Origin of the sequence: Lysobacter sp. CA196 (assembly GCF_052078695.1) — a bacterium.
In the GTDB taxonomy this organism is placed as follows: Bacteria; Pseudomonadota; Gammaproteobacteria; order Xanthomonadales; family Xanthomonadaceae; genus Lysobacter.
In genome coordinates this window covers 12,014-30,980 of sequence record NZ_JBQJIN010000013.1, presented here as the reverse complement: position 1 = coordinate 30,980, position 18,967 = coordinate 12,014, and the positions used below count along the sequence as shown (strand labels likewise).

The window sequence follows — 18,967 nt, the reverse complement described above, 5'->3', positions numbered from 1 at the left end:
GCGATTTGTCCGAGGTTCAAGCGATCAGGGAAACGACGGGAAGATACCCTCCAGGGCGATGCAGAAGTTCATCGCCAGGTAGGGCTGCCGGTTTTCGTGCGGCTGACTGCCGCCGGTCGGGCCGATCATGGCCGGTGGGAACGGCGAATTGGCGGTGCCCGCGGCGGTAAAGGCCGCAGCCAGCGGAGTGCCGAGCGCGACGCCGTTGGCCGGCGCCGACTGTCGCTTGCTCGCGTCGTTCTGGCCGTAGATCTGCACCGGATGGGTATGCGCAGGCATCTCCTGGGTGGTGAGGGTGACGCTGTTGGAGCCGAAGTTCTCGCCGATCTGGTGTGGGGTGAGGCCCGGTCCCTGGCCCTGGGTGCAACCGCTCCGATTGACGAAGTTCGGCAACTGGAAGGTGGTGGTGCCGTTGCCGCCGTATTGGGTGCCGAGCAGCGCGAACAGCGCGGTATTCTGCTGAATCGCCAGGGTCGCGCCGTTGCAGAACGCCCAACCGCGCGGAGCGAAGTTGAAGCCGAAGATCTGGATCTGGCCGATGAAGGGTTCGGTCATGGTGATGTCCTCTTGAATGCGATCGGCGAGATCAGCTTTGCTGCGGGAAAATCCCGGCCCAGGCGATGCAGTACTGCACCGTAAGCGTCGGCATCTGGTTGGCGTGCGGCTGGGTGTTGCCGGCTGGCGTCACCGCGCTGGCGGCTTCCGGGATCGGCGGCAGGCCGCTGATATCGGTCAGATACATGGTGTCGCCGGACAGCGCGCCGGGCTGCACGTTCACGGCCGGCTTGTTCGAGGTGGCCAGCGAGGTGGTCGCGAACATGGTGTGGGTGTGGGCGGGCATCTGGGTGCCGATCAAGGTGACGCTTTCGCTGCCGCTGGCCTGGCCGATGACGTAGTTGCTCAGGCCAGGGCCGGTGCCGGTGTGGACCGGCACCCGGCCGCGCAGGTCGGGCACCGCGAAGGTGCTCTGGCCGTCGCCGCCGTAGGTGGTGCCGATCAGGGTGAACAAGACCTCGTATTCCGAGATCGGCTGCAGGCTGCCGTCGCAGGGGAACCAGCCGTTAGGGGTGCGGCCGAAGCCGAATAGACGGATTTCTCCGACGAAGGGTTCGCTCATTGATATGTACTCCGGAACGGAATGCGATGTGAGCGCCGCAAGGGCGCCCGCTTGACCGGCCGCGTCAGTTGCGCGATGGGAAAATGCCGGACAGAGCGATACAGAAATTGATCGCCAGGTAGGGCTGCACGTTGGTGTGCGGTTGGGTGCCGCCGGCCGGGCCGAGCACAGCTTGCGACAACGCCACCTGCGGGCCGCCGACGTCGGCGTACAGCGGGATCGTGCAGTTGCCGTTCAAGCCACCGCGTGGATTACGCGTGTCGGCGGCGGTACTGGTGCCGACCTGGCTATGGTTGTGCGCCGGCAACTGCGTCGTGAGCAGGGTGACGTTCTCGACGCCGCCGGTTTCGCCCAACTGATAGGCGCTCGGGTTCCAGCCGCCGTCGGCGGACTGGCCGAACCCGACCGGCGTGCGGCTGCGCAGGTCCGGCAACTGGAAGGTGGTCTGGCCGTTGCCGCCGTAGGTCGTACCCAGCAGCGAGAACAAGGCCTGGTTCTGTGCGATCGGCATGAGCTGGCCGGCGCAGGACGCGAAACCCTTCGGCACGAAATTGAATCCCACCGTGATGATCTGTCCCAGGAATACTTCTGTCATCTCTTCCCCCAGAGGATGTCGTCCGGACCCCGTGCGAGCCCGGACTGCGTACCGGAGGCCCCGCCCGCACGGCCCGCCCGCGCACGGCGGAGGGGGCCGATCCGAGCGGATCCGGCATGGCGCCGAAGCGCCATGACTTTCCTTAACGCAATGCCGCGGCAAAAGCGGCCGGTTCCGGTGCCGATTTGCGTACTAGATCAAGGATAGGGGTGCGCCGAGGCAGTTCGGCGCGTGGGACCAGACCAGGTCGAACAGGCGGAACGTCGACGGCGGCAGCGGAGGAACCGCGCTACCGGTCGATGTCAGGGGATCGGAATCATGCATCTGCATTGGGCACGTCGCACGGGCATCTCGAATGTCGGGCGTCAGGGACGGTACCTGCAATTGGGGCTGGGGCTGCTCCTGTTATGTCTGGCGGGGCTGTGCTCCACGATGGCCAGCGCCGCGCCGTCGCCGCATTGCGGGCCGTTCAACATCTCCGTGGCTCATGGTGGCTCGCACACCATCGATGCCAGCGCCTGCGACGGCCCGGACGATTTAGGCATCGGCATCGTCGAGACCCCCCCGACGAACGGCACGGCGACGACCAATCAGCTCGCCCAGACGGTGACCTACGTCCACAACGGCAACATGGCGACCAGCGACACCTTCGTGTTCGACGACGGCCTCAACAACGACGTCACCGTCAATGTCACCATCGCGGCGCCGACTTCGCCGATCATCGTCAGCCCGGCGTCGATCTCGCCGGTCCTGGGCGTGCCCTTCAGCCAGGCGCTCAGCGCCACCGGCGGCGTCGCGCCCTATAGCTTCGTGCATACCAACGGCACCTTGCCGACCGGCCTGACCTTCTCGGGCGGCGCCTTCGGCGGCACCCCGACCCAGCGCGGCAACTTCGCGGTCAACATCACCGTGACCGATTCGACCTCGCCGACGCCGCTGACGACGGTGAAGTCCTACTCGATCCTCATTCCGACCGTGGCGCCGGTGATTTCGCCGACGACCCTTCCGGCCATGGCGGTCGGCATTCCGTACAACACCACCCTGACCAGCAGCGGCGGCGTTGCGCCGTACACCTATTCCGTACAGGCCGCGCCGAACCTGTTGCCGCCGGGCCTGAGCCTGAGCAGCGGCGGCGTGATCAGCGGCACCCCGACCACGACCGGCACCTACACCTTCCGCATCCTGTCCGACGACAGCAGCGGTTCGCAGGACGGCTCCGACAATATCGGCAACCGGCTCTATACCGTCACCGTCACCGCAGCGCCGGTCATCGTGGTCGACCCGGCCACGATTCCGGGCGCGACCGTCGGCGTCGCATACAGCCAGACCTTCACCGCCAGCGGCGGCACCTCGCCGTACACCTTCGCGATCTCGGCGGGCGCTCTGCCGGCCGGCCTGACGCTCGCCAGCGGCGGCGGCCTGACCGGCACGCCGACCGCGGCGGGCGCCTTCAACTTCACCGTGCGCGCCACCGATGCCAACACTTTCACCGGCACTCGCGCCTACACCCTGACCGTTGCCGCGCCGACGACCTCGATCGCACCGACGACCCTGCCCAACGGCACGGTCGCGGCGGCCTACAGCCAGAGCATCACCGCCAGCGGCGGCATCGCGCCGTACACCTATGCGGTGACCGCCGGCGCGTTGCCGGCCGGTCTGAGCCTGAGCAGCGCGGGCCTGTTGAGCGGCACGCCGACCGCGGGCGGCACCTTCAACTTCACCGTCACCGCAACCGGCAGCAGCACCGGTACCGGCGCTCCGCACACCGGTGCGCGCGCCTACGCCTTGGTCATCGCCGCGCCGACGATCACTCTGCCGGCGACCACTCTGGCCAACGGCACGGTCGCGGTGGCCTATAACGCCACCCTCAATGCCGCGAGCGGCGGCACCGCGCCGTACACCTATGCGGTGACCGCCGGCGCGTTGCCGGCCGGCATCAGCCTGAGCAGTGCCGGCGTGTTGTCGGGTACGCCCAGCGCGGCCGGCACCTTCAACTTCTCGGTGACCGCGACCGACAGCAGCACCGGCACCGGCGCGTACAGCTCGGCGCCGCGCGGCTATTCGCTGCAGATCATCAACATCCCGCCGGTCGCCAACGCGGTGTCGGCCACCGTCGCCTACAACAGCGGCGCCAACCCGATCACCTTGAACATCACCGGTGGCGTGCCGACCTCGGTGGCCGTCGCTACCGCGCCGTTGCACGGCACCGCGATCGCCAGCGGCACCACGATCACCTACCAGCCGACCGCGGGCTATGCCGGGCCGGACAGCTTCACCTACACCGCGAGCAACGGCGCCGGCACCTCGGCACCGGCGACGGTCACCATCACGGTGAGCCCGCCCAGCATCACCGTGGCCGCATCCGGTCCGTTCACCGCGCAGATCGGCGTCGCCTACACCCAGACCTTCACCTGGTCCGGCGGCACCCAGCCGTTCAGCGGTTACAACGTGACCGGTCTGCCGGCCGGCTTGAGCATCACCGGCACCACCGCCAACAGCGTGACCGTCAGCGGCACGCCGACGGCCGCCGGCACGTTCCCGCTCAACGCCAGCGCGACCGACAGCAGCACCGGCAACGGACCGTTCACCGTCGGCCAGGCCTTCGTCCTGTCGGTGAGTGCGCCGACGCTGAGCATGACCCCGGCCGCGGGCACCTTGAACGCGACCTACGGCAGCGCCTACAGCCAAGCCTTCGTCGCCAGCGGCGGCACGCCGACCTATGCCTACACCGTCTCCGCCGGTGCCTTGCCGGCCGGCTTGAGCCTGGACGGCGCCACCGGCGTGTTGTCGGGCACCCCGATCGTGACCGGTTTATTCACCTTCTCGGTCCGCGCCACCGACAGTTCCACCGGCGCCGGTGCACCGTTCGCCCGCACCCAGAACTACGTCCTGCAGGTGGCGGCGCCGACCATCGTGATCGCACCGCCTACCTTGCCGGGTGCGCAGGTCGCTGCGGCCTACAGCGCCAATGTGAGCGCCAGCGGCGGCATCGGCCCGTATAGCTTCGCGGTGACCGCCGGCGCCTTGCCGGCCGGTGTGAGCCTCAGCTCGACCGGCACGATCGCCGGTACGCCGACCGCGGGCGGTACCTTCAACTTCACCGTCACCGCGAGCGATGCCAACACCCAGACCGGTTCGCGCGCCTACGCGCTGACCGTCGCCGCGGCGACCATCAGCGTCGCACCGGCGACCCTGCCGGCAGGCGGCGTGGCCCAGGCGTACAGCCAGACGCTGACCGCGTCCGGCGGCACCCCGGGCTACACCTTCGCGATTACCGCCGGCGCCTTGCCGGCCGGCCTGAGCCTGGCCAGCAACGGCACGCTCAGCGGCATCCCGACCGCGGGCGGCAGCTTCAACTTCACCGTCACCGCGACCGACAGCAGCAGCGGCAGCGGCCCGTACACCGGCTCGCGTGCCTACACCTTGAGCATCGGCGCCTCCACCGTGGTGTTGCCGCCGACCTCGTTTGCCAGCCCGACCGTCGCATCGCCGTACAGCGCCAACATCAATGGGGCCACCGGCGGCACTTCGCCGTACACCTATGCTTTGGCTTCCGGCGCACTGCCGCCGGGCATGAGCTTCAGCAGCGCCGGCCAGATCAGCGGCACGCCGACCGCGCCGGGCAGCTACACCTTCGCCGCGACCGCGACCGACAGCAGCACCGGCACCGGTCCCTACACCTCGGCGCCGCAGAGCTATTCGCTGGCGGTCGCCGACATCGTGCCGGTGGCCAACCCGGTCTCGGCCACGGTGGCCTACGGCAGTGGCGCCAATCCGGTCACGCTCAACATCACCGGCGGCATCCCGGCATCGGTCGCGATCGCGGCGGCACCGGCGCATGGCACGGCCATCGCCAGCGGCACCACGATCACCTACCAGCCGGCCGCAGGCTACGCGGGCAGCGACAGCTTCACCTACACCGCGAGCAACGCCTCCGGCACTTCGGCGCCGGCCACGGTCACCATTACGGTCACCAACCCGGTGATCACGGTGACGGTCACCAACCCGCTGACGGCGCAGGTCGGCGCCGCTTATACCCAGACCTTCACCTGGGCCGGCGGCACTTCGCCATACAGCGGCTATAACGTCGCCGGTCTGCCTGCGGGCCTGAGCATCACCGGCACCACCGCCGACAGCGTTACCGTCAGCGGCACGCCGACTGCGGCGGGCAGCTTCAGCCTCAACGCCAGCGCGACCGACAGCAGCAGCGGCAACGGTCCCTTCACTCAGGGCCAGGTGTTCACTCTGACGGTCGGCGCACCGACCTTGTCGATGACGCCGGCCCCGGGCAACCTGCCGATGAACTACGGCGTAGCCACCACCATCAACTTCGCCGCAGGCGGCGGCTCGGCGCCGTACAGCTTCAGCCTGGTCAGCGGTTCCTTGCCGGTCGGCGTGAGCTTCAGTTCGGCCGGCGTGCTCAGCGGCACGCCGACGGTGCCCGGCAACTACAACGTGGGCATCCGTGTGCAGGACAGCAGCACCGGCGCCGGTGCGCCGTTCGCGCTGCAGCAGAACTACACCATCGTGGTCGCCACACCGAGCATCGTGCTCGACCCGCCGAGCGTGCCCAACGGCACCGCCGCTGTCGCCTACAACGCGACCATCACCGCCACCGGCGGCGTCGCACCGTACAGCTTCTCGCTGCTCAGCGGCGCGTTGCCGGTCGGCATGACGTTCTCCTCGGCCGGCGCGCTCAGCGGCGTGCCGCGCTCGGACGGCAATTTCAGCCTGACCGTGCAGGGCACCGACAGCAACGGCCAGACCGGCTCGCGGGTGTACACCTTCACCATCGCCCCGGCCACCGTGGTGATCTCGCCGGCGACCTTGCCGGGCGGCATCGTCGGCGTGCCCTACAACCAGAGCCTGAGCAGCAGCGGCGGCATCGCGCCGTACAGCTACTCGATCGTCTCCGGCAATCTGCCGGTCGGCCTGTCCTTCAGCTCCGCCGGTGTGTACAGCGGCACCCCGACCACGGCCGGCAGCTATACCGCCAACATCCGTTCCACCGACGACGCCGGTTACAACACCACGGTGCCGCTGACGATCGTGATCGTCGACGCGGTGCCGGTCGCGGTCGACGACAGCGCCAGCACGCTGTCGAACCAGGCGGTGACGATCCCGGTCACCGCCAACGACACCGGCATCATCGCGAGCATCGCGGTGGCCTCGGCACCGAGCCACGGCACCGCGGTGGTCAACGGCGTGGACGTGGTCTATACGCCGACTGCCAACTACTTCGGCAGCGACAGCTTCACCTACACCGCCAGCGGCCCGGGCGGCTCCTCGGCGCCGGCCACGGTGACGATCACCGTCAACGCCTTGCCGGTGCCGCAAGGTCAGCCGCAGACCGCGACGATCCTGTCGACCCAGACCGCGACCATCGACGCGGCCGCCGGCGCCACCGGCAGCCCGTTCACCGGTGTGACCCTGCTGAGCCCGCCGTCGTCGGGCACGGCCGTGGTCAGCGGCACCCAGATCGTCTACACCCCGGCGGCCAACACCGTCGGCCCGATCGCCTTGGTGTACACGCTCAACAACGCCTTCGGCCCGTCCGCGCCGATCACCTCGACGATCACCGTCAACGCGGTGCCGGTGGCGCAATCGCGTCGCGTCCGCACCATCGCCGGTGCGGCGGTCACGGTCGACCTGACTGTCGGCGCGACCGGCGGCCCGTTCACCGCGGCGACCCTGGTGTCGTTGACCCCGGCGTCTTCGGGCAGTGCGGCGATCAGCGGCTCGGGCGGCGTGTACACGCTGCGCTATACGCCTGTGATCGGCTTCTCCGGCGTCGCGGTGGCGAGCTTCACTCTCAACAACGCCCATGCGACCTCGGCGGTGGCGACCATCGAAATCGAAGTCATGCCGCGCAGCGATCCGTCGAAGGACGCCGAAGTGCTCGGCCTGCTCAACGCCCAGGCTTCGGCCGCACGCCGTTTCGCCAACTCGCAGATCGGCAACTTCCAGCAGCGCATGCAGGGCATGCACGAGGGCGGCAGCGACGGCGCACGCTTCGACAACGGCCTGAGCTTCTCGATCGATCAACGCTGCCGCGACGAAGCGCGGCGCACGCCGGGCAGCGATTGCCGCCAGCCCTTGCTCGGCGACGAGCAGGCCGCGATCGAGCCCAAGCCGCCGGTCGAAGGCAGCGGCACGCGCTACGGCATCTGGACCGGCGGTTCGATCAACACCGGCAACCGGGACGGACGCGGCGGCGGTTCGGCCGGCTTCGACTTCGAGACCAGCGGCATCAGCGCCGGCGCCGACTACCGCCTGCGCGACGACTTCGCCCTCGGCGGCGGCATCGGCTACGGCCGCGACGACACCGACGTCGGTCAGCGCGGCAGCCGCAGCAAGGCCAAGAGCTACAGCGCCGTGTTGTATGCCAGCTACCACCCGGGCGAGAGCTTCTATCTCGACGGCTTGCTCGGCTATCAGTGGCTGTCGTTCGACACCCGCCGCTATGTCACCGACACCGGCGGCATGGTCCGCGGCGACCGCGACGGCACCCAGTGGTTCGCCTCGGTCTCGGCCGGCATGGACTACCAGCGCGATCGCCTGCACGTCACGCCGTACGCCCGCCTCGACGTCGCCCGCGCCCGGCTGGACGGCTACACCGAACAAGGTGACGCGTCGTATTCGTTGACCTATCAGGACATGGACGTCGATACCACCACGACCAGCCTGGGCGTGCGTCTGGACTACCGTTACCCGGTGCGCCTGGGCACGTTCTCGCCGATGGTCCTGCTGGAGTACCAGCACGACTTCCAGGACGACAGCTTCGCGACGATGAGCTACGCCGACATGGTCGGTGGTCCGTTCTTCCGCGCCCGCCTCGAAGGCCTGGACCGCAACCGCTTCGTGTTCGGCATCGGCGCGGTCCTGCAGACCGAGCGCGATCTGGTGCTGCGCTTCGAGTACCGCGGCCTGTTCGGCAGCGGCAACGACGACGACAACAGCTTCATGATCAACATCGAGAAGAAGTACTGATCGAACCCCTGGCGCGGCTACCGTCGCGCCAGGGGGGCAGGGCCCGATGCACTCGACGCCGGCCGGGTGCTTGCTCCGGCCACGATGTACGGGCTCCCGGCCGTCATCCTTGCGAACACCGATACACAACTTTCCAGTCGTGATCCCCGCGAAGGCGGAGATCCAGGGCTTCATCCCGGCGCAGCGCGAAGTCTCTGCGACGATCCACTGAAGTCCACGCAGCCGTTCCGCCGGTGCTGGAGCTGCCGACCTGCGACGCCACCGCCACGCAACATGCCAAGATGCCGCCATCGCCCCTGCGAAACCTTGCCGCGATGTCGATGTCGTTAGCCGAACCCAGCGCCAACCTGCCCGAAACCCTGCTCGCGGAACTGCCGCTGCAGCTTCCGCCCGAGCAGCGCGTCGCGCTCGAAGCCGCGTATGCCACGCCGGCACGCGCTTACCACCACATCGGCCACGTCGCCGAAGTGCTGCGCCATTATCTCGACGTCGCCGCCGGCCCGGGTTGGCGGCAGCCGCGCGAGGTCGCACTGGCGGTGCTGTACCACGACGCGATCTACGAGGCGGGGCGGCGCGACAACGAGGCGCGTTCGGCCGTGCTCGCGCGCGAACACATTGCGCGCTGGTTGCCGGAGTCGGGCATCGATGCCGACCGCGTCGCCGAACTGATCGATCTGACCGCACGCCACGGCGCCATCGCGCGCGACCAGGTCGATGAGGAGACGCGTTTGTTCCTCGACGGCGACATGGCCATCCTCGGCGCCGAGCCGGCGATGTTCGACGCCTACGATCGCGGCATCGCCTCGGAATACCGCGGCCACGTGCCCGGGCCTTTGTTCCGGCTGAATCGCCGTCGCTTCCTCAAGGCTTTGCTCAAGCGAGAGCGGATCTTCCTCAGCGACTACTACCACGCCCGTTACGACGCGGCGGCCCGCAACAACCTGCGCCGGGCGATCACGACCAAGCGTTGAGCGGCCGGGCGGCGCATCGCGTCCGCCGCGGGCAGGGCAGCGGCCGAGAGCGGCTGCGGGGCGGCCGCGACGGGATGAAAAAGGCCGCCGCATCGCTGCGGCAGCCCGTGTTCGAGAGCCGACGGTCCTCGCCGCCGGCCAGGTTGGTTATATCAGCTGGATAACCGGCCCAGCGAGCTGTCGAGCACGCGTTGCAGCTTGCGCGCCGCGCCGCTGATCGCTCCGCGCATGGTGTCGGCGTCTTCGGTCGCGGCCACCGGCGGGCGACCCTCCAGACGCGCTTCCATGGTGCAGTGTTTGTCGCCGCCGCCGGCCTTGGCGCCGTTGACGTCGCGCAGGTGGACTTCGACCCGGGTGACCTGGTCGCGATAACGCGACAGGCTGTGGTCGACCACGCCTTCGACGTGCTGGGCAAGCGACTGATCGCCGCGGAGATGGTGGTCGGTGTTGAGCTGTACCTTCATGCAAACGCCTCCTGATGGAGCAGTTGAGAGGGCAACGCCGCCGCCCTTGCGGCGGCGTTTCACGCGGTCCGGGCCTGCTTGGCCGTCTTGTCTGGGCCGCGCATTGTTGGGACAGCGGTTTGCGCGGAAGGTTCGCGGCTCGGTTCAGGTCCGGCCCAGGGGCCGCGTGTCAGGCTCGCACAGGCGCCGCGCGTTAGAATGGCGGCATGATCGTCAATATCGCCGCCTACCATTTCGCCGTTATCGACGACCCGTCGCAGTTGGCCGCCTGGGTCCGTGAACAGGCCGAAGCCGGCGAGCTGCGCGGCACCGTGCTGGTCGCGGGCGAGGGCATCAACCTGTTCCTGGCCGGCGCCGCCGGGGCGATCGAGGTCCTGCTCGACGGCCTGCGCGCCGACCCGCGCTTTGCCGGTTTGATCGTCAAGTACAGCCACAGCCACAGCCAGCCGTTCGCCCGGCTCAAGGTCAAGCTGAAGCAGGAAATCATCGTCTTCCGTCGCGATAAGTCCTCGCCCTTGCGCGAGCGTGCACCAACCGTGACGCCGGACACGCTTGCGCGTTGGCTCGACCGCGGTCACGACGACGGCGGACGCCGGGTCGTATTGCTGGACACGCGCAACCGCGAGGAAGTCGATTACGGCAGCTTCGCCGACGCGCTGACCTTGCCGATCGACAACTTCACCGAGCTGCCGGAGGCCTTGGCGCCGCATCGCGAGGCCTTGGCCGACGCGACCGTGGTCAGCTTCTGCACCGGCGGTATCCGCTGCGAAAAGGCCGCGTTGTGGCTGCGTGCCGACGGCATGGACAATCTGCTCCAGCTCGACGGCGGCATCCTCGGCTATTTCGAGCAGGTCGGCGGGCGTCATTACCAGGGCCGCTGTTTCGTGTTCGATGAACGCGTCGCCCTGGATCCGACGCTGCAACCCCTGCACGACGCGGCCGCCTGAGCGCGCGGCCGGTCGCGCGCGCGGCCTTACGAACTATTAACGGCGAACGGTTAGGCTGCGCGTTCGCGCCGCGCCGGCACCCTTGTGCGGGCTTCCCCCGGCGACGCGACACGGACCTGCGTTGGCGCTGTCGACGCGCCCGCGACCCGCAGCAACCGAATCCAGGATTTTGCACAGAGGACCCCTGATGAACCGACGTCTGTTCCCCGCTTTGTCGACGCTCGCGCTCGCCGTCGTGGCGCTCGCCGCGTGCAGCCAGAGCGCGCCGGTCAACACTGCTGCCCCGCAGGAAACCACCGCGGCCCTGCCGCAGGCGCCGCAGGCGGTGCCCGATCCGAACGCCGAACCGGTCTCGCGCGCGGCCCCGCCGATGCTGCCGCCGGTCGCCCTGGGCACGTTCGAGCCGGGCAACCCGGTCGCCCAGGCGACCACCGGCAAACTCACCATCGACGATCTCGAACTCAAGGGCGAGAACGGCTCGCTGTACAAGACCGAACGCGTCGCGCTGGTGCGCGGCGGCGACCAATACACCGCCGGCGAGACCTATGGCGCGGTCATGCAGGTCGAAGCCAGCCAGGCGATCGAACTTCGCCGCGTGATCGAGCAAGTGCCGCCGAAGGAAACCCCGGGCAACGCGTTCTGCGGCACCACCCCGACCGGTTTCATCGCCTTGGCGAAAGTCACCGAGAGCACCGGCGATGTGGTCAAGCTGATCGCGCTGCAGGGCAGCGACGTCCCCGCCGCGACCGCGCAAGGCGTGGGTCTGTGCGCCTCGACGTTCTACATGGGCAAGGCGAGCGAGAAGCCGGCGGCCTGAGAACCGGCGCGACCGCGCCGGCCGTTTGCGGAATAATCGGGCTTGCGCTGCATTCCCGTCGTCGCGTAAGTCCGTGGGGTCTGCCTCCTCGGTGAGAAGGCGGCCTTCGACGAGCGCTCGACGAGCGAACACGCCTGGGGCGTGCGGCGGCTCTCGCCGATGTGGAATCACCGACAGGAAAGGCCTGACGGCTTTGGAGATAACGATGGACGGTTGCCATGTGCTCGCCGCAGCGCTCGTTGTTGCCAGCCTGCTCCAGGCAAGTCCTGCGTCGGCAACCGAAAGCGTGCCCGAGAAGGCCGTAGTCGTTACCAAATCTACGTTCAAAGGAATCTGGCCGCTGCCCTATGAGAGGGCGACGCTGACCTGCCGCCCAAGAGGGTATGCGAACACGATGGCCACGCTTGAGGGGGAGTTCGCCCTCAACGACGCGGCCAAGGCGGAAGGATTTCCAGCGTTGAAGACGTTGCGGCTGAAGGGCCGGCAGGCACCCGCCAGCAAGACCGGTTTGGATGAGCTCGCCAAGGCCGCGGACGAGTTTTGCTCGAGGAGCTGGTCGCGTTCTTGAGGGCGCGCCAGGCAAACAAGGGAGAGGGGCTGCATGCCGGACTCGGCCGACAAACAGGCGCTGTTGACCGGGTTGAAGCAGCACCTGGCAGCGGAAATAAGCCGCATCCAGGCCAAGCTCGAAATCCACGACAGCTCGCAGGACAGGATTCATTTATCCGATTGCACGGATAACCTGCGTTCGCTCGAGCGTGCGCAGGATTCGGAGCGATCGATTCTCGTGATCGAAATCGAAGAGAGCGAGTTCTATCTGGATCGGCTGAGCGGCACCCGGAGCTACCTGGACCTCGTGGCCGAGGTGCCCTATCCGCTGTCGGGAACAGCGGTGATTCAAGGCCGTGAGTACCGGTTGTCGAAGCACTCGCCGTGGCACGAGAGCGTAGGCCCGGGTGCGGAATTCAACGGCTCTTCGAGGCGCGACGAGCGCTGGACGACCCGGTTGGTCGTCAGGTCGAAGGTCTGAGAGGTCGCGGCCGGGGCTCTCGATCGCTGGCCGCCGCCGCGCCGTCGTCGAAGCCGAAACCGGATCACTCGGCGCGCGCAGACGCACTGTGGCGCTGCAGCGGCGCCCTCGGCGGCTCACTCGCCCGCAGCCCCCAGCAGATGCCGCGCCGCGGCGCGGCCGGCGATCAGGCCGCTCGCGAAGCAGGCGGTCAGCAGATAGCCGCCGGTCGGGGCTTCCCAGTCGAGCATTTCGCCGGCGCAGAAGATCGCCGCTGGCGACGGCTGCCGCGCTTCGCCGTCGGCCGGCGCGAGCAGGCGCAGTTGCGAATCCAGCGTTTCCAGGCGCACGCCGCCGGCGCTGCTGATCACCTCGGCGATCGGGCGCGCGCGCAGCAGTCGCAAGGGCAGGCGCTTGATCGTCTGCGCTACGACAGCCGGGTCGTTGAGGCCATCCTTGCCCAATACCTCGAACACGAGAGCCGCCTTGACCCCGTCGAGGCCGGTCTGACGCCGCAGATGTTCGCCGACGCTGCGGCCGCGGCGCGGTTGGGCGAAATCGCGTTGCAGGCGATCGCGCTCGCGGCCCGGCGCGAGGTCCAGCCGCAACACCGTTTCGCCGTGCGCGGCGATGCGGTCGCGCAAGCCCGCCGACAAGGCATAGATCAGGCTGCCTTCGATGCCGGTCGCGGTGATCACGCATTCGCCCTGCAGGCTGTGTTCGCCGGCTTCATCGTGCCAATGCGCGATTACCGGCTTGAGCGGTGCGCCGGCGTGGCGGCTGGCGAAATGTTGGCTCCAGCCGATGTCGAAGCCGCAGTTCGACGGTTGCAGCGGGGCGACGTCGATGCCGCGTTCGCTCAACCACGGCGCCCAGGCGCCGTCGGAACCGAGTTCGGGCCAACTGCCGCCGCCGAGCGCCAGCACCGCGGCTGTGGCGCGCACCTGCGACTCGCCCTCGGGCGTGGCGAAGCGCAGAGCGCCGTCCTCGCTCCAGCCGGTCCAGCGGTGATGGACGTGGAAGCGCACCCCATTCTCGCGCAACCGGCGCACCCAGCCGCGCAGCAGCGGCGCGGCCTTGCGGTCCATCGGGAACACCCGCCCGGAGGTGCCGACATAGGTTTCCACGCCGAAACCGCGCGCCCATTCGCGCAAGGCCTCGCCATCGAATTGGTCGAGCCAGGCGCCGACCGCTTCGCTGCGCGCGCCATAGCGGCGGTCGAAGGCCGGCCGCGGTTCGCCGTGGGTGAGGTTGAGCCCGCCCTTGCCGGCGATCAGGAACTTGCGCCCGACCGAGCCCATGGCGTCGAACAGATCCACCTCGACGCCCATCGCCCGCGCGGTCTGCGCGGCCATCAGGCCGGCGGGGCCGCCGCCGATCACGACCAGGCCGGGCAGGGTGCTTGCGTTGACGGACATGGGCGGGAAGGCACGGCGGCGCGATGACGGCCGGCCATTATGCCGTCCCGGCGCGCGGCCCGCGCCCGGACACGACTTCCGACCTCTGGCGCGCGCTACGACTATCGCCGAGAGTGGGCGTTTTTCCGGGAAGGACAACGATGCGAGCCAACGACTGGAAAGCGCACGGCGCCGGTCTGCTGTTGTGCGTGAGCGCCGCCGGTGCCGCCGCGCAGGCGCCCAAAGCGGCCGCCACGGCGGCCACGGCCGCGGTGCCGGCGCTGCCCGAGCAGTTGCAGGATTTCGACGCCTACGTCGAAGCGGTGCGCAAGCAGTTCGAGGTGCCCGGCATCGCGGTGGCGATCGTCAAGGACGGCCAGGTCGTGCTCGAACGCGGCTACGGCCTGCGCGAGATCGGCAAGCCCGAGCCGGTCGACGCCCACACCTTGTTCGCCATCGCCTCCAACACCAAGGCCTTCACCGCCGCCTCGCTGTCGATGCTCGCCGACGAAGGCAAGCTGAGCCTCGACGACCGGGTGATCGACCGCTTGCCCTGGTTCCGCATGGCCGACCCCTACGTGACTCGCGAGATGCGCCTGCGCGATCTGCTCGCCCATCGCAGCGGCCTGGGTCTCGGCGCCGGCGACCTGCTGTATTGGCCCGGCACCGACTACAGCAACGAAGAGGTCGCCCGGCGTCTCGCCGAAGTGCCGCTCAGCGGCGGTTTCCGCGGCCAGTACGCCTACGACAACATCCTCTACGGCGTCGCCCAACTGGTGATCGAGAAAGTCAGCGGCCAAAGCTATCGCGACTTTCTCGGCGAACGCATCTTCGCGCCGCTCGGCATGGACGAGACGCGCTACAACAGCGACGCGCTGCGCAGCGGCGACGCGGTCGCGAGCGGACATGCCAAGGCCGATTTCAAGGATCTGCAGACCGCGCCGCGCATGACCTGGGCCAACGTGGCCGGCGCCGGCGGCCTGTACTCGAGCGTGCACGACATGAGCAAGTGGATGCGCGTGCAGCTCGACGGCGGCGTCTACCGGCGCGATGGCGACCAGGAGCGGCGCTTGTTCAGCGCCAAGCGCCAGCAGGCGATGTGGTCGGTGATCACGCCGATGCCGATCGCCGAGCCGCCGGTACCGGAATTGGCTGCGGTGAAGCCGAATTTCGCCGGCTACGGCGAAGGTTGGCAGCTCACCGATTACCGCGGACGCAAACTGGTCTGGCACACCGGCGGCTGGCCCGGCATGGTCTCGCGCGTGACCCTGGTGCCGGAGCAGAAACTCGGCGTGGTGGTGCTGACCAACGCCGAGCTCGGCGGCGCCTTCCAGGCGGTGACCATGCGCGCGCTCGACGCCTACCTGGGCGCGGCCAAGACCGACTGGAATGCGGCCTATGCCGCGGCCCTGGCCAAGAGCCGCAGCAAGGCCGACGACGACTGGAGCAAGCACGTCGCCGCGCGCGACGCGAAATCGAAGCCGTCGCTGCCGTTGCAGGCCTATGCCGGCACCTATCGCGACCCGTGGTACGGCGAGGTCTTCGTCGAAGCGGCCGGCAACGGCCGATGGCGGCTGCGCTTCGGCCGCAGCAAGGACCTGGTCGGCGAGCTGACGCACTGGCAGCACGACACCTTCATCGTCCGTTGGAACCAGCGCTGGCTCAACGCCGACGCCTTCGTCAACTTCGCCCTGACCCCGGACGGCAAGGTCCGCGAAATGCGGATGGAGGCGATCTCGCCGATGACCGATTTCAGCTTCGACTTCCAGGACCTGCGCCTAGCGCCGGTGGTCGCGGCGGACCCGGACACGGCTCTGCCTGCGCCGAAAGGCACGCCGGCCAAGGAGGCCCCGGTCAAGGCCACCTCGCCCGCGGGCAAGCGCGCGGGTTGAGCGAAGCAACGACGGCGTTCGTCGTCGGAGCCACGGACGCTGCCGGCAGCTGTCATGGCCTACGAAGCCCGTGCCATGCCCCGCGGAAATCGGGACTGGGTCGCGATCCGACAATCGGCAGCGTTTTCCTGGCCGGACGAGGTAGGGGGACGGCGATCCTGTCTCGTTGTTAGCTAGGACTGGGTACCCGGTCGTCCCGCCGCATGTCTCCAGGATGCCGGCGGCAGCTTGTGGCGCATAGGGACCGTGCCCATTGCGTCACTTAAGGCCCTGCATCGCCGTGTCCTGCGATGCAGGGCCTTCTTCATTGGCGCGGCGTTGCCGGCTCCGGCGTGCCGCCGGTAAGAGACAGCACGGGCCGGGGCGCTGGCGGTAAACGACGCGGTGCTCTCGACCCAGACGGCGACAGGTCCACAGGATCCGCAACGGATGCGGCCGCATCGAGCTCGGGCCTTGATTCGGCCGCTTCCGCGCCGGATGCTGCGGGCGGGAATCGACCGAGGGATCGACCGAGGGATCGACCGAGGAATCGGCATGCGAACGCATGGCAGCTTGATCAAATGGAACGACGAGCGCGGGTTCGGATTCATCGCCCCGGCCCAGGGCGGCGACGAAGTGTTCGTGCATATCTCCGAGTTCAATCGCCGCGGCATCCGGCCTGCACTCAACGAATGGGTCTCCTTCGAGATTCGTACGAAGAGCGACGGCAAGCGAGAGGCCGTTCGGGTCATGCGCGCCGGCGAAGGCAGGCGTGCGGCATCGGCACGGCGTCGCGATCCGGGTACACCGGCGCGTAGCGGCTGGGGCATCGCAGCCCTGGCGATCTCGGCGATGGTCGCCGTCGGCGGATACGTGTACAGCCGGTCTTCGTCGCTTCATTCCGATGGCGTCGAATCCGCACGTCCGACGGTATCGGCAACGATGTCGACGCGCGCGTCGGTAGCGCCGCCCGTGCAGGATCCGGCATCCTCCTCCATGCCCAGACCTTCGGCGGCGCAGCCGACGACCCAGTCGTCCGCGAGCTTCGCCTGCGACGGCCGCAGCCATTGTTCGCAAATGACTTCGTGCGCCGAGGCCCGCTATTTTCTTCGGCATTGCCCGAATACGGAAATGGACGGCGATGGCGACGGCGAGCCCTGCGAACAGCAATGGTGTTCGCGTTGACGTCGAGGCATCGGCGCGGGGATCCAGGGCTCTATCGCGGCATCGCTCTGAAGTCTCTGCATCCCCGCCTGCGCGGGGATGACGGCAGTGAGGATGCATCGGATCGGTCAAGGACGGGCGCGTCGCGAATGACGGCGATGCGGAAACCTCGGAATCAGCGGTCGATTCAGGCAGACGGTCACGTTTGCGGCCCGATCTTCTCGCGCGCTTTACCAAGGCCTGCGCATGCTGGGCGCGACCGCCGATTCCATCGAGGGTTCAGACCATGGTGCTTTCGCTGCGTTCCCTGACTGCGCTTTCGTTCGCGATGGCGCTCGCCGCCTGCGGCGAGAGCGCGACCCTGCAGGTTTCCGACGGCATCGGCCACAAGCCGCAGTTGCCGGCGCCGAACAAGACCGTGCTGCCGACCGTCAACGTCGCGCCGGCGGTCGGCTGGCCGTCCGGCGGCAAGCCGGTGGCGGCCCCAGGCCTGGCGGTGACGGCGTTCGCCGGGGGGCTCGATCATCCGCGCTGGCTGCATGTGTTGCCGAACGGCGATGTATTGGTGGCCGAAAGCAACGCGCCGGCATCGGACAAGAAAGCCTCGGGCATCAAGGCCTGGATCGCAGGACGGATGATGAAGCGCGCCGGTGCGGGCGTGCCCAGCGCCGACCGCATCAGCCTGTTGCGCGATGCCGACGGCGACGGCGTCGCCGAGTTCCGCAGCGTGTTCCTGCAAGGCCTGCATTCGCCGTTCGGCATGGCCCTGGTCGGCGGAGATTTCTATGTCGCCAATGCCGACGCGGTGCTGCGGTTCCCGTATCGCGAAGGCGAGACCTCGATCGCCCAGGCCGGGGTCAAGGTCACCGACCTGCCGGCCGGTATCAATCACCATTGGACCAAGAACCTCATCGCCAGCGCAGACGGCCGCAAGCTCTACATCACCGTTGGTTCCAACAGCAACGTCGGCGAGAACGGCATGGCGATGGAGGAAGGCCGCGCCGCGATCTGGGAGCTCGACCGCGCCAGCGGCAACAAGCGCTTGTTCGCGACCGGCTTGCGCAATCCCAACGGCCTGGCCTGGGAGCCGACGACGGGCGCGCTGTGGACGGCGGTCAACGAACGCGACGAGATCGGCAGCGACCTGGTGCCGGACTACATCACTTCGGTGCGCGACGGCGGTTTCTACGGCTGGCCGTACAGCTATTACGGTCAGCACGTCGACGTGCGGGTGAAACCGCAGAAACCCGAATTGGTCGCCAAAGCGCTGGTGCCGGACTACGCGCTCGGGCCGCATACGGCCTCGCTCGGCATCGCCTTCTCGCAGGGCACGAGTCTGCCGGCGCAGTTCGCGAACGGTTTGTTCGTCGGCCAGCACGGCTCGTGGAACCGCAAGCCCAAGAGCGGCTACAAGGTGATCTACGTCGCTTTCGACAACGGCCAGCCCGACGGCCAGCCGGCGGATGTATTGACCGGCTTCCTCGACGCGGCAGAAAACGCGCAAGGCCGGCCGGTCGATGTGCGCCTGGACAAGCACGGCGCCTTGTTGGTCACCGACGACGTCGGCAATATCGTCTGGCGGGTTAGCGCGGCGAAGTGATGCGCGGCGGCAGCGCTTGCGCGGT

At 68.5% G+C, this 18,967-nt stretch carries 14 protein-coding genes; 9 read left to right on the top strand and 5 right to left on the bottom strand.

Features of this window, described 5'->3' with window-relative positions; translation table 11 throughout:
* Window positions 1-24 precede the first annotated feature (24 nt).
* The 3 genes from ACTOWK_RS13165 to ACTOWK_RS13155 all read right to left on the bottom strand — a co-directional run bounded on the left by ACTOWK_RS13165 (window position 25) and on the right by ACTOWK_RS13155 (window position 1,712).
* The gene (locus ACTOWK_RS13165; RefSeq protein ID WP_441330612.1) at window positions 25-555 is read right to left on the bottom strand and encodes a phage tail protein; all 531 of its coding nucleotides are present in this window, start codon (window positions 553-555) and stop codon (window positions 25-27) included.
* Window positions 556-586: 31 nt separating this feature from the next.
* Window positions 587-1,117 (bottom strand): phage tail protein, encoded by a 531-nt coding sequence (locus ACTOWK_RS13160; protein ID WP_441330611.1) that lies wholly within the window; start codon window positions 1,115-1,117, stop codon window positions 587-589.
* A gap of 64 nt (window positions 1,118-1,181) precedes the next feature.
* Complete coding sequence (locus ACTOWK_RS13155; RefSeq protein ID WP_441330610.1) at window positions 1,182-1,712, bottom strand: phage tail protein; 531 nt, start codon at window positions 1,710-1,712, stop codon at window positions 1,182-1,184.
* A 432-nt stretch (window positions 1,713-2,144) separates the two neighbouring features.
* On the opposite strand from ACTOWK_RS13155, the gene ACTOWK_RS13150 reads away from it, so the two are divergent.
* Both ACTOWK_RS13150 and ACTOWK_RS13145 read left to right on the top strand, forming a co-directional pair.
* Entirely contained in the window at window positions 2,145-8,702 is a 6,558-nt protein-coding gene (locus ACTOWK_RS13150) for a putative Ig domain-containing protein (protein ID WP_441330609.1), read from the top strand.
* 320 nt (window positions 8,703-9,022) lie between these two features.
* Complete coding sequence (locus ACTOWK_RS13145; RefSeq protein ID WP_441330707.1) at window positions 9,023-9,673, top strand: HD domain-containing protein; 651 nt, start codon at window positions 9,023-9,025, stop codon at window positions 9,671-9,673.
* A gap of 152 nt (window positions 9,674-9,825) precedes the next feature.
* On the opposite strand, the gene ACTOWK_RS13140 is transcribed toward ACTOWK_RS13145, so the two are convergent.
* Complete coding sequence (locus ACTOWK_RS13140; protein ID WP_441330608.1) at window positions 9,826-10,137, bottom strand: HPF/RaiA family ribosome-associated protein; 312 nt, start codon at window positions 10,135-10,137, stop codon at window positions 9,826-9,828.
* Between the two features lie 206 nt (window positions 10,138-10,343).
* On the opposite strand from ACTOWK_RS13140, the gene ACTOWK_RS13135 reads away from it, so the two are divergent.
* The 4 genes from ACTOWK_RS13135 (at window position 10,344) to ACTOWK_RS13120 (ending at window position 12,931) form a co-directional block, all read left to right on the top strand.
* Complete coding sequence (locus ACTOWK_RS13135) at window positions 10,344-11,084, top strand: sulfurtransferase (protein ID WP_441330607.1); 741 nt, start codon at window positions 10,344-10,346, stop codon at window positions 11,082-11,084.
* 187 nt (window positions 11,085-11,271) lie between these two features.
* Window positions 11,272-11,901: a hypothetical protein gene (locus tag ACTOWK_RS13130; RefSeq protein WP_441330606.1), complete on the top strand. Its 630-nt coding sequence runs from the start codon at window positions 11,272-11,274 to the stop codon at window positions 11,899-11,901.
* A 205-nt stretch (window positions 11,902-12,106) separates the two neighbouring features.
* Window positions 12,107-12,469 (top strand): hypothetical protein, encoded by a 363-nt coding sequence (locus ACTOWK_RS13125; protein ID WP_441330605.1) that lies wholly within the window; start codon window positions 12,107-12,109, stop codon window positions 12,467-12,469.
* A 33-nt stretch (window positions 12,470-12,502) separates the two neighbouring features.
* Window positions 12,503-12,931 carry a hypothetical protein gene (locus ACTOWK_RS13120; RefSeq protein ID WP_441330604.1) on the top strand — a complete coding sequence of 143 codons (429 nt, stop codon included), beginning with the start codon at window positions 12,503-12,505 and terminating at the stop codon, window positions 12,929-12,931.
* Window positions 12,932-13,047: 116 nt separating this feature from the next.
* On the opposite strand, the gene ACTOWK_RS13115 is transcribed toward ACTOWK_RS13120, so the two are convergent.
* Window positions 13,048-14,328 (bottom strand): TIGR03862 family flavoprotein, encoded by a 1,281-nt coding sequence (locus ACTOWK_RS13115; protein WP_441330603.1) that lies wholly within the window; start codon window positions 14,326-14,328, stop codon window positions 13,048-13,050.
* A 140-nt stretch (window positions 14,329-14,468) separates the two neighbouring features.
* Between ACTOWK_RS13115 and ACTOWK_RS13110 the strand changes: the two genes are divergently transcribed.
* The 3 genes from ACTOWK_RS13110 (at window position 14,469) to ACTOWK_RS13100 (ending at window position 18,942) form a co-directional block, all read left to right on the top strand.
* Window positions 14,469-16,199, top strand: a complete 1,731-nt coding sequence (locus ACTOWK_RS13110) for a serine hydrolase (RefSeq protein WP_441330602.1) — start codon at window positions 14,469-14,471, stop codon at window positions 16,197-16,199.
* 552 nt (window positions 16,200-16,751) lie between these two features.
* Window positions 16,752-17,363, top strand: a complete 612-nt coding sequence (locus ACTOWK_RS13105) for a cold shock domain-containing protein (protein ID WP_441330601.1) — start codon at window positions 16,752-16,754, stop codon at window positions 17,361-17,363.
* Between the two features lie 265 nt (window positions 17,364-17,628).
* A complete protein-coding gene (locus ACTOWK_RS13100; RefSeq protein ID WP_441330600.1) occupies window positions 17,629-18,942 on the top strand; it encodes a PQQ-dependent sugar dehydrogenase in 1,314 nt (437 codons plus the stop codon).
* The last annotated feature ends 25 nt before the right edge of the window (window positions 18,943-18,967 follow it).

Bases quoted from the DNA above. Each gene is read 5' to 3' on its own strand.
- ACTOWK_RS13165 (WP_441330612.1), bottom strand. From the start codon at position 555: ATGACCGAACCCTTCATCGGCCAGATCCAGATCTTCGGCTTCAACTTC.
- ACTOWK_RS13160 (WP_441330611.1), bottom strand. From the start codon at position 1,117: ATGAGCGAACCCTTCGTCGGAGAAATCCGTCTATTCGGCTTCGGCCGC.
- ACTOWK_RS13155 (WP_441330610.1), bottom strand. From the start codon at position 1,712: ATGACAGAAGTATTCCTGGGACAGATCATCACGGTGGGATTCAATTTC.
- ACTOWK_RS13150 (WP_441330609.1), top strand. From the start codon at position 2,145: ATGGCCAGCGCCGCGCCGTCGCCGCATTGCGGGCCGTTCAACATCTCC.
- ACTOWK_RS13145 (WP_441330707.1), top strand. From the start codon at position 9,023: ATGTCGTTAGCCGAACCCAGCGCCAACCTGCCCGAAACCCTGCTCGCG.
- ACTOWK_RS13140 (WP_441330608.1), bottom strand. From the start codon at position 10,137: ATGAAGGTACAGCTCAACACCGACCACCATCTCCGCGGCGATCAGTCG.
- ACTOWK_RS13135 (WP_441330607.1), top strand. From the start codon at position 10,344: ATGATCGTCAATATCGCCGCCTACCATTTCGCCGTTATCGACGACCCG.
- ACTOWK_RS13130 (WP_441330606.1), top strand. From the start codon at position 11,272: ATGAACCGACGTCTGTTCCCCGCTTTGTCGACGCTCGCGCTCGCCGTC.
- ACTOWK_RS13125 (WP_441330605.1), top strand. From the start codon at position 12,107: ATGGACGGTTGCCATGTGCTCGCCGCAGCGCTCGTTGTTGCCAGCCTG.
- ACTOWK_RS13120 (WP_441330604.1), top strand. From the start codon at position 12,503: ATGCCGGACTCGGCCGACAAACAGGCGCTGTTGACCGGGTTGAAGCAG.
- ACTOWK_RS13115 (WP_441330603.1), bottom strand. From the start codon at position 14,328: ATGTCCGTCAACGCAAGCACCCTGCCCGGCCTGGTCGTGATCGGCGGC.
- ACTOWK_RS13110 (WP_441330602.1), top strand. From the start codon at position 14,469: ATGCGAGCCAACGACTGGAAAGCGCACGGCGCCGGTCTGCTGTTGTGC.
- ACTOWK_RS13100 (WP_441330600.1), top strand. From the start codon at position 17,629: ATGGTGCTTTCGCTGCGTTCCCTGACTGCGCTTTCGTTCGCGATGGCG.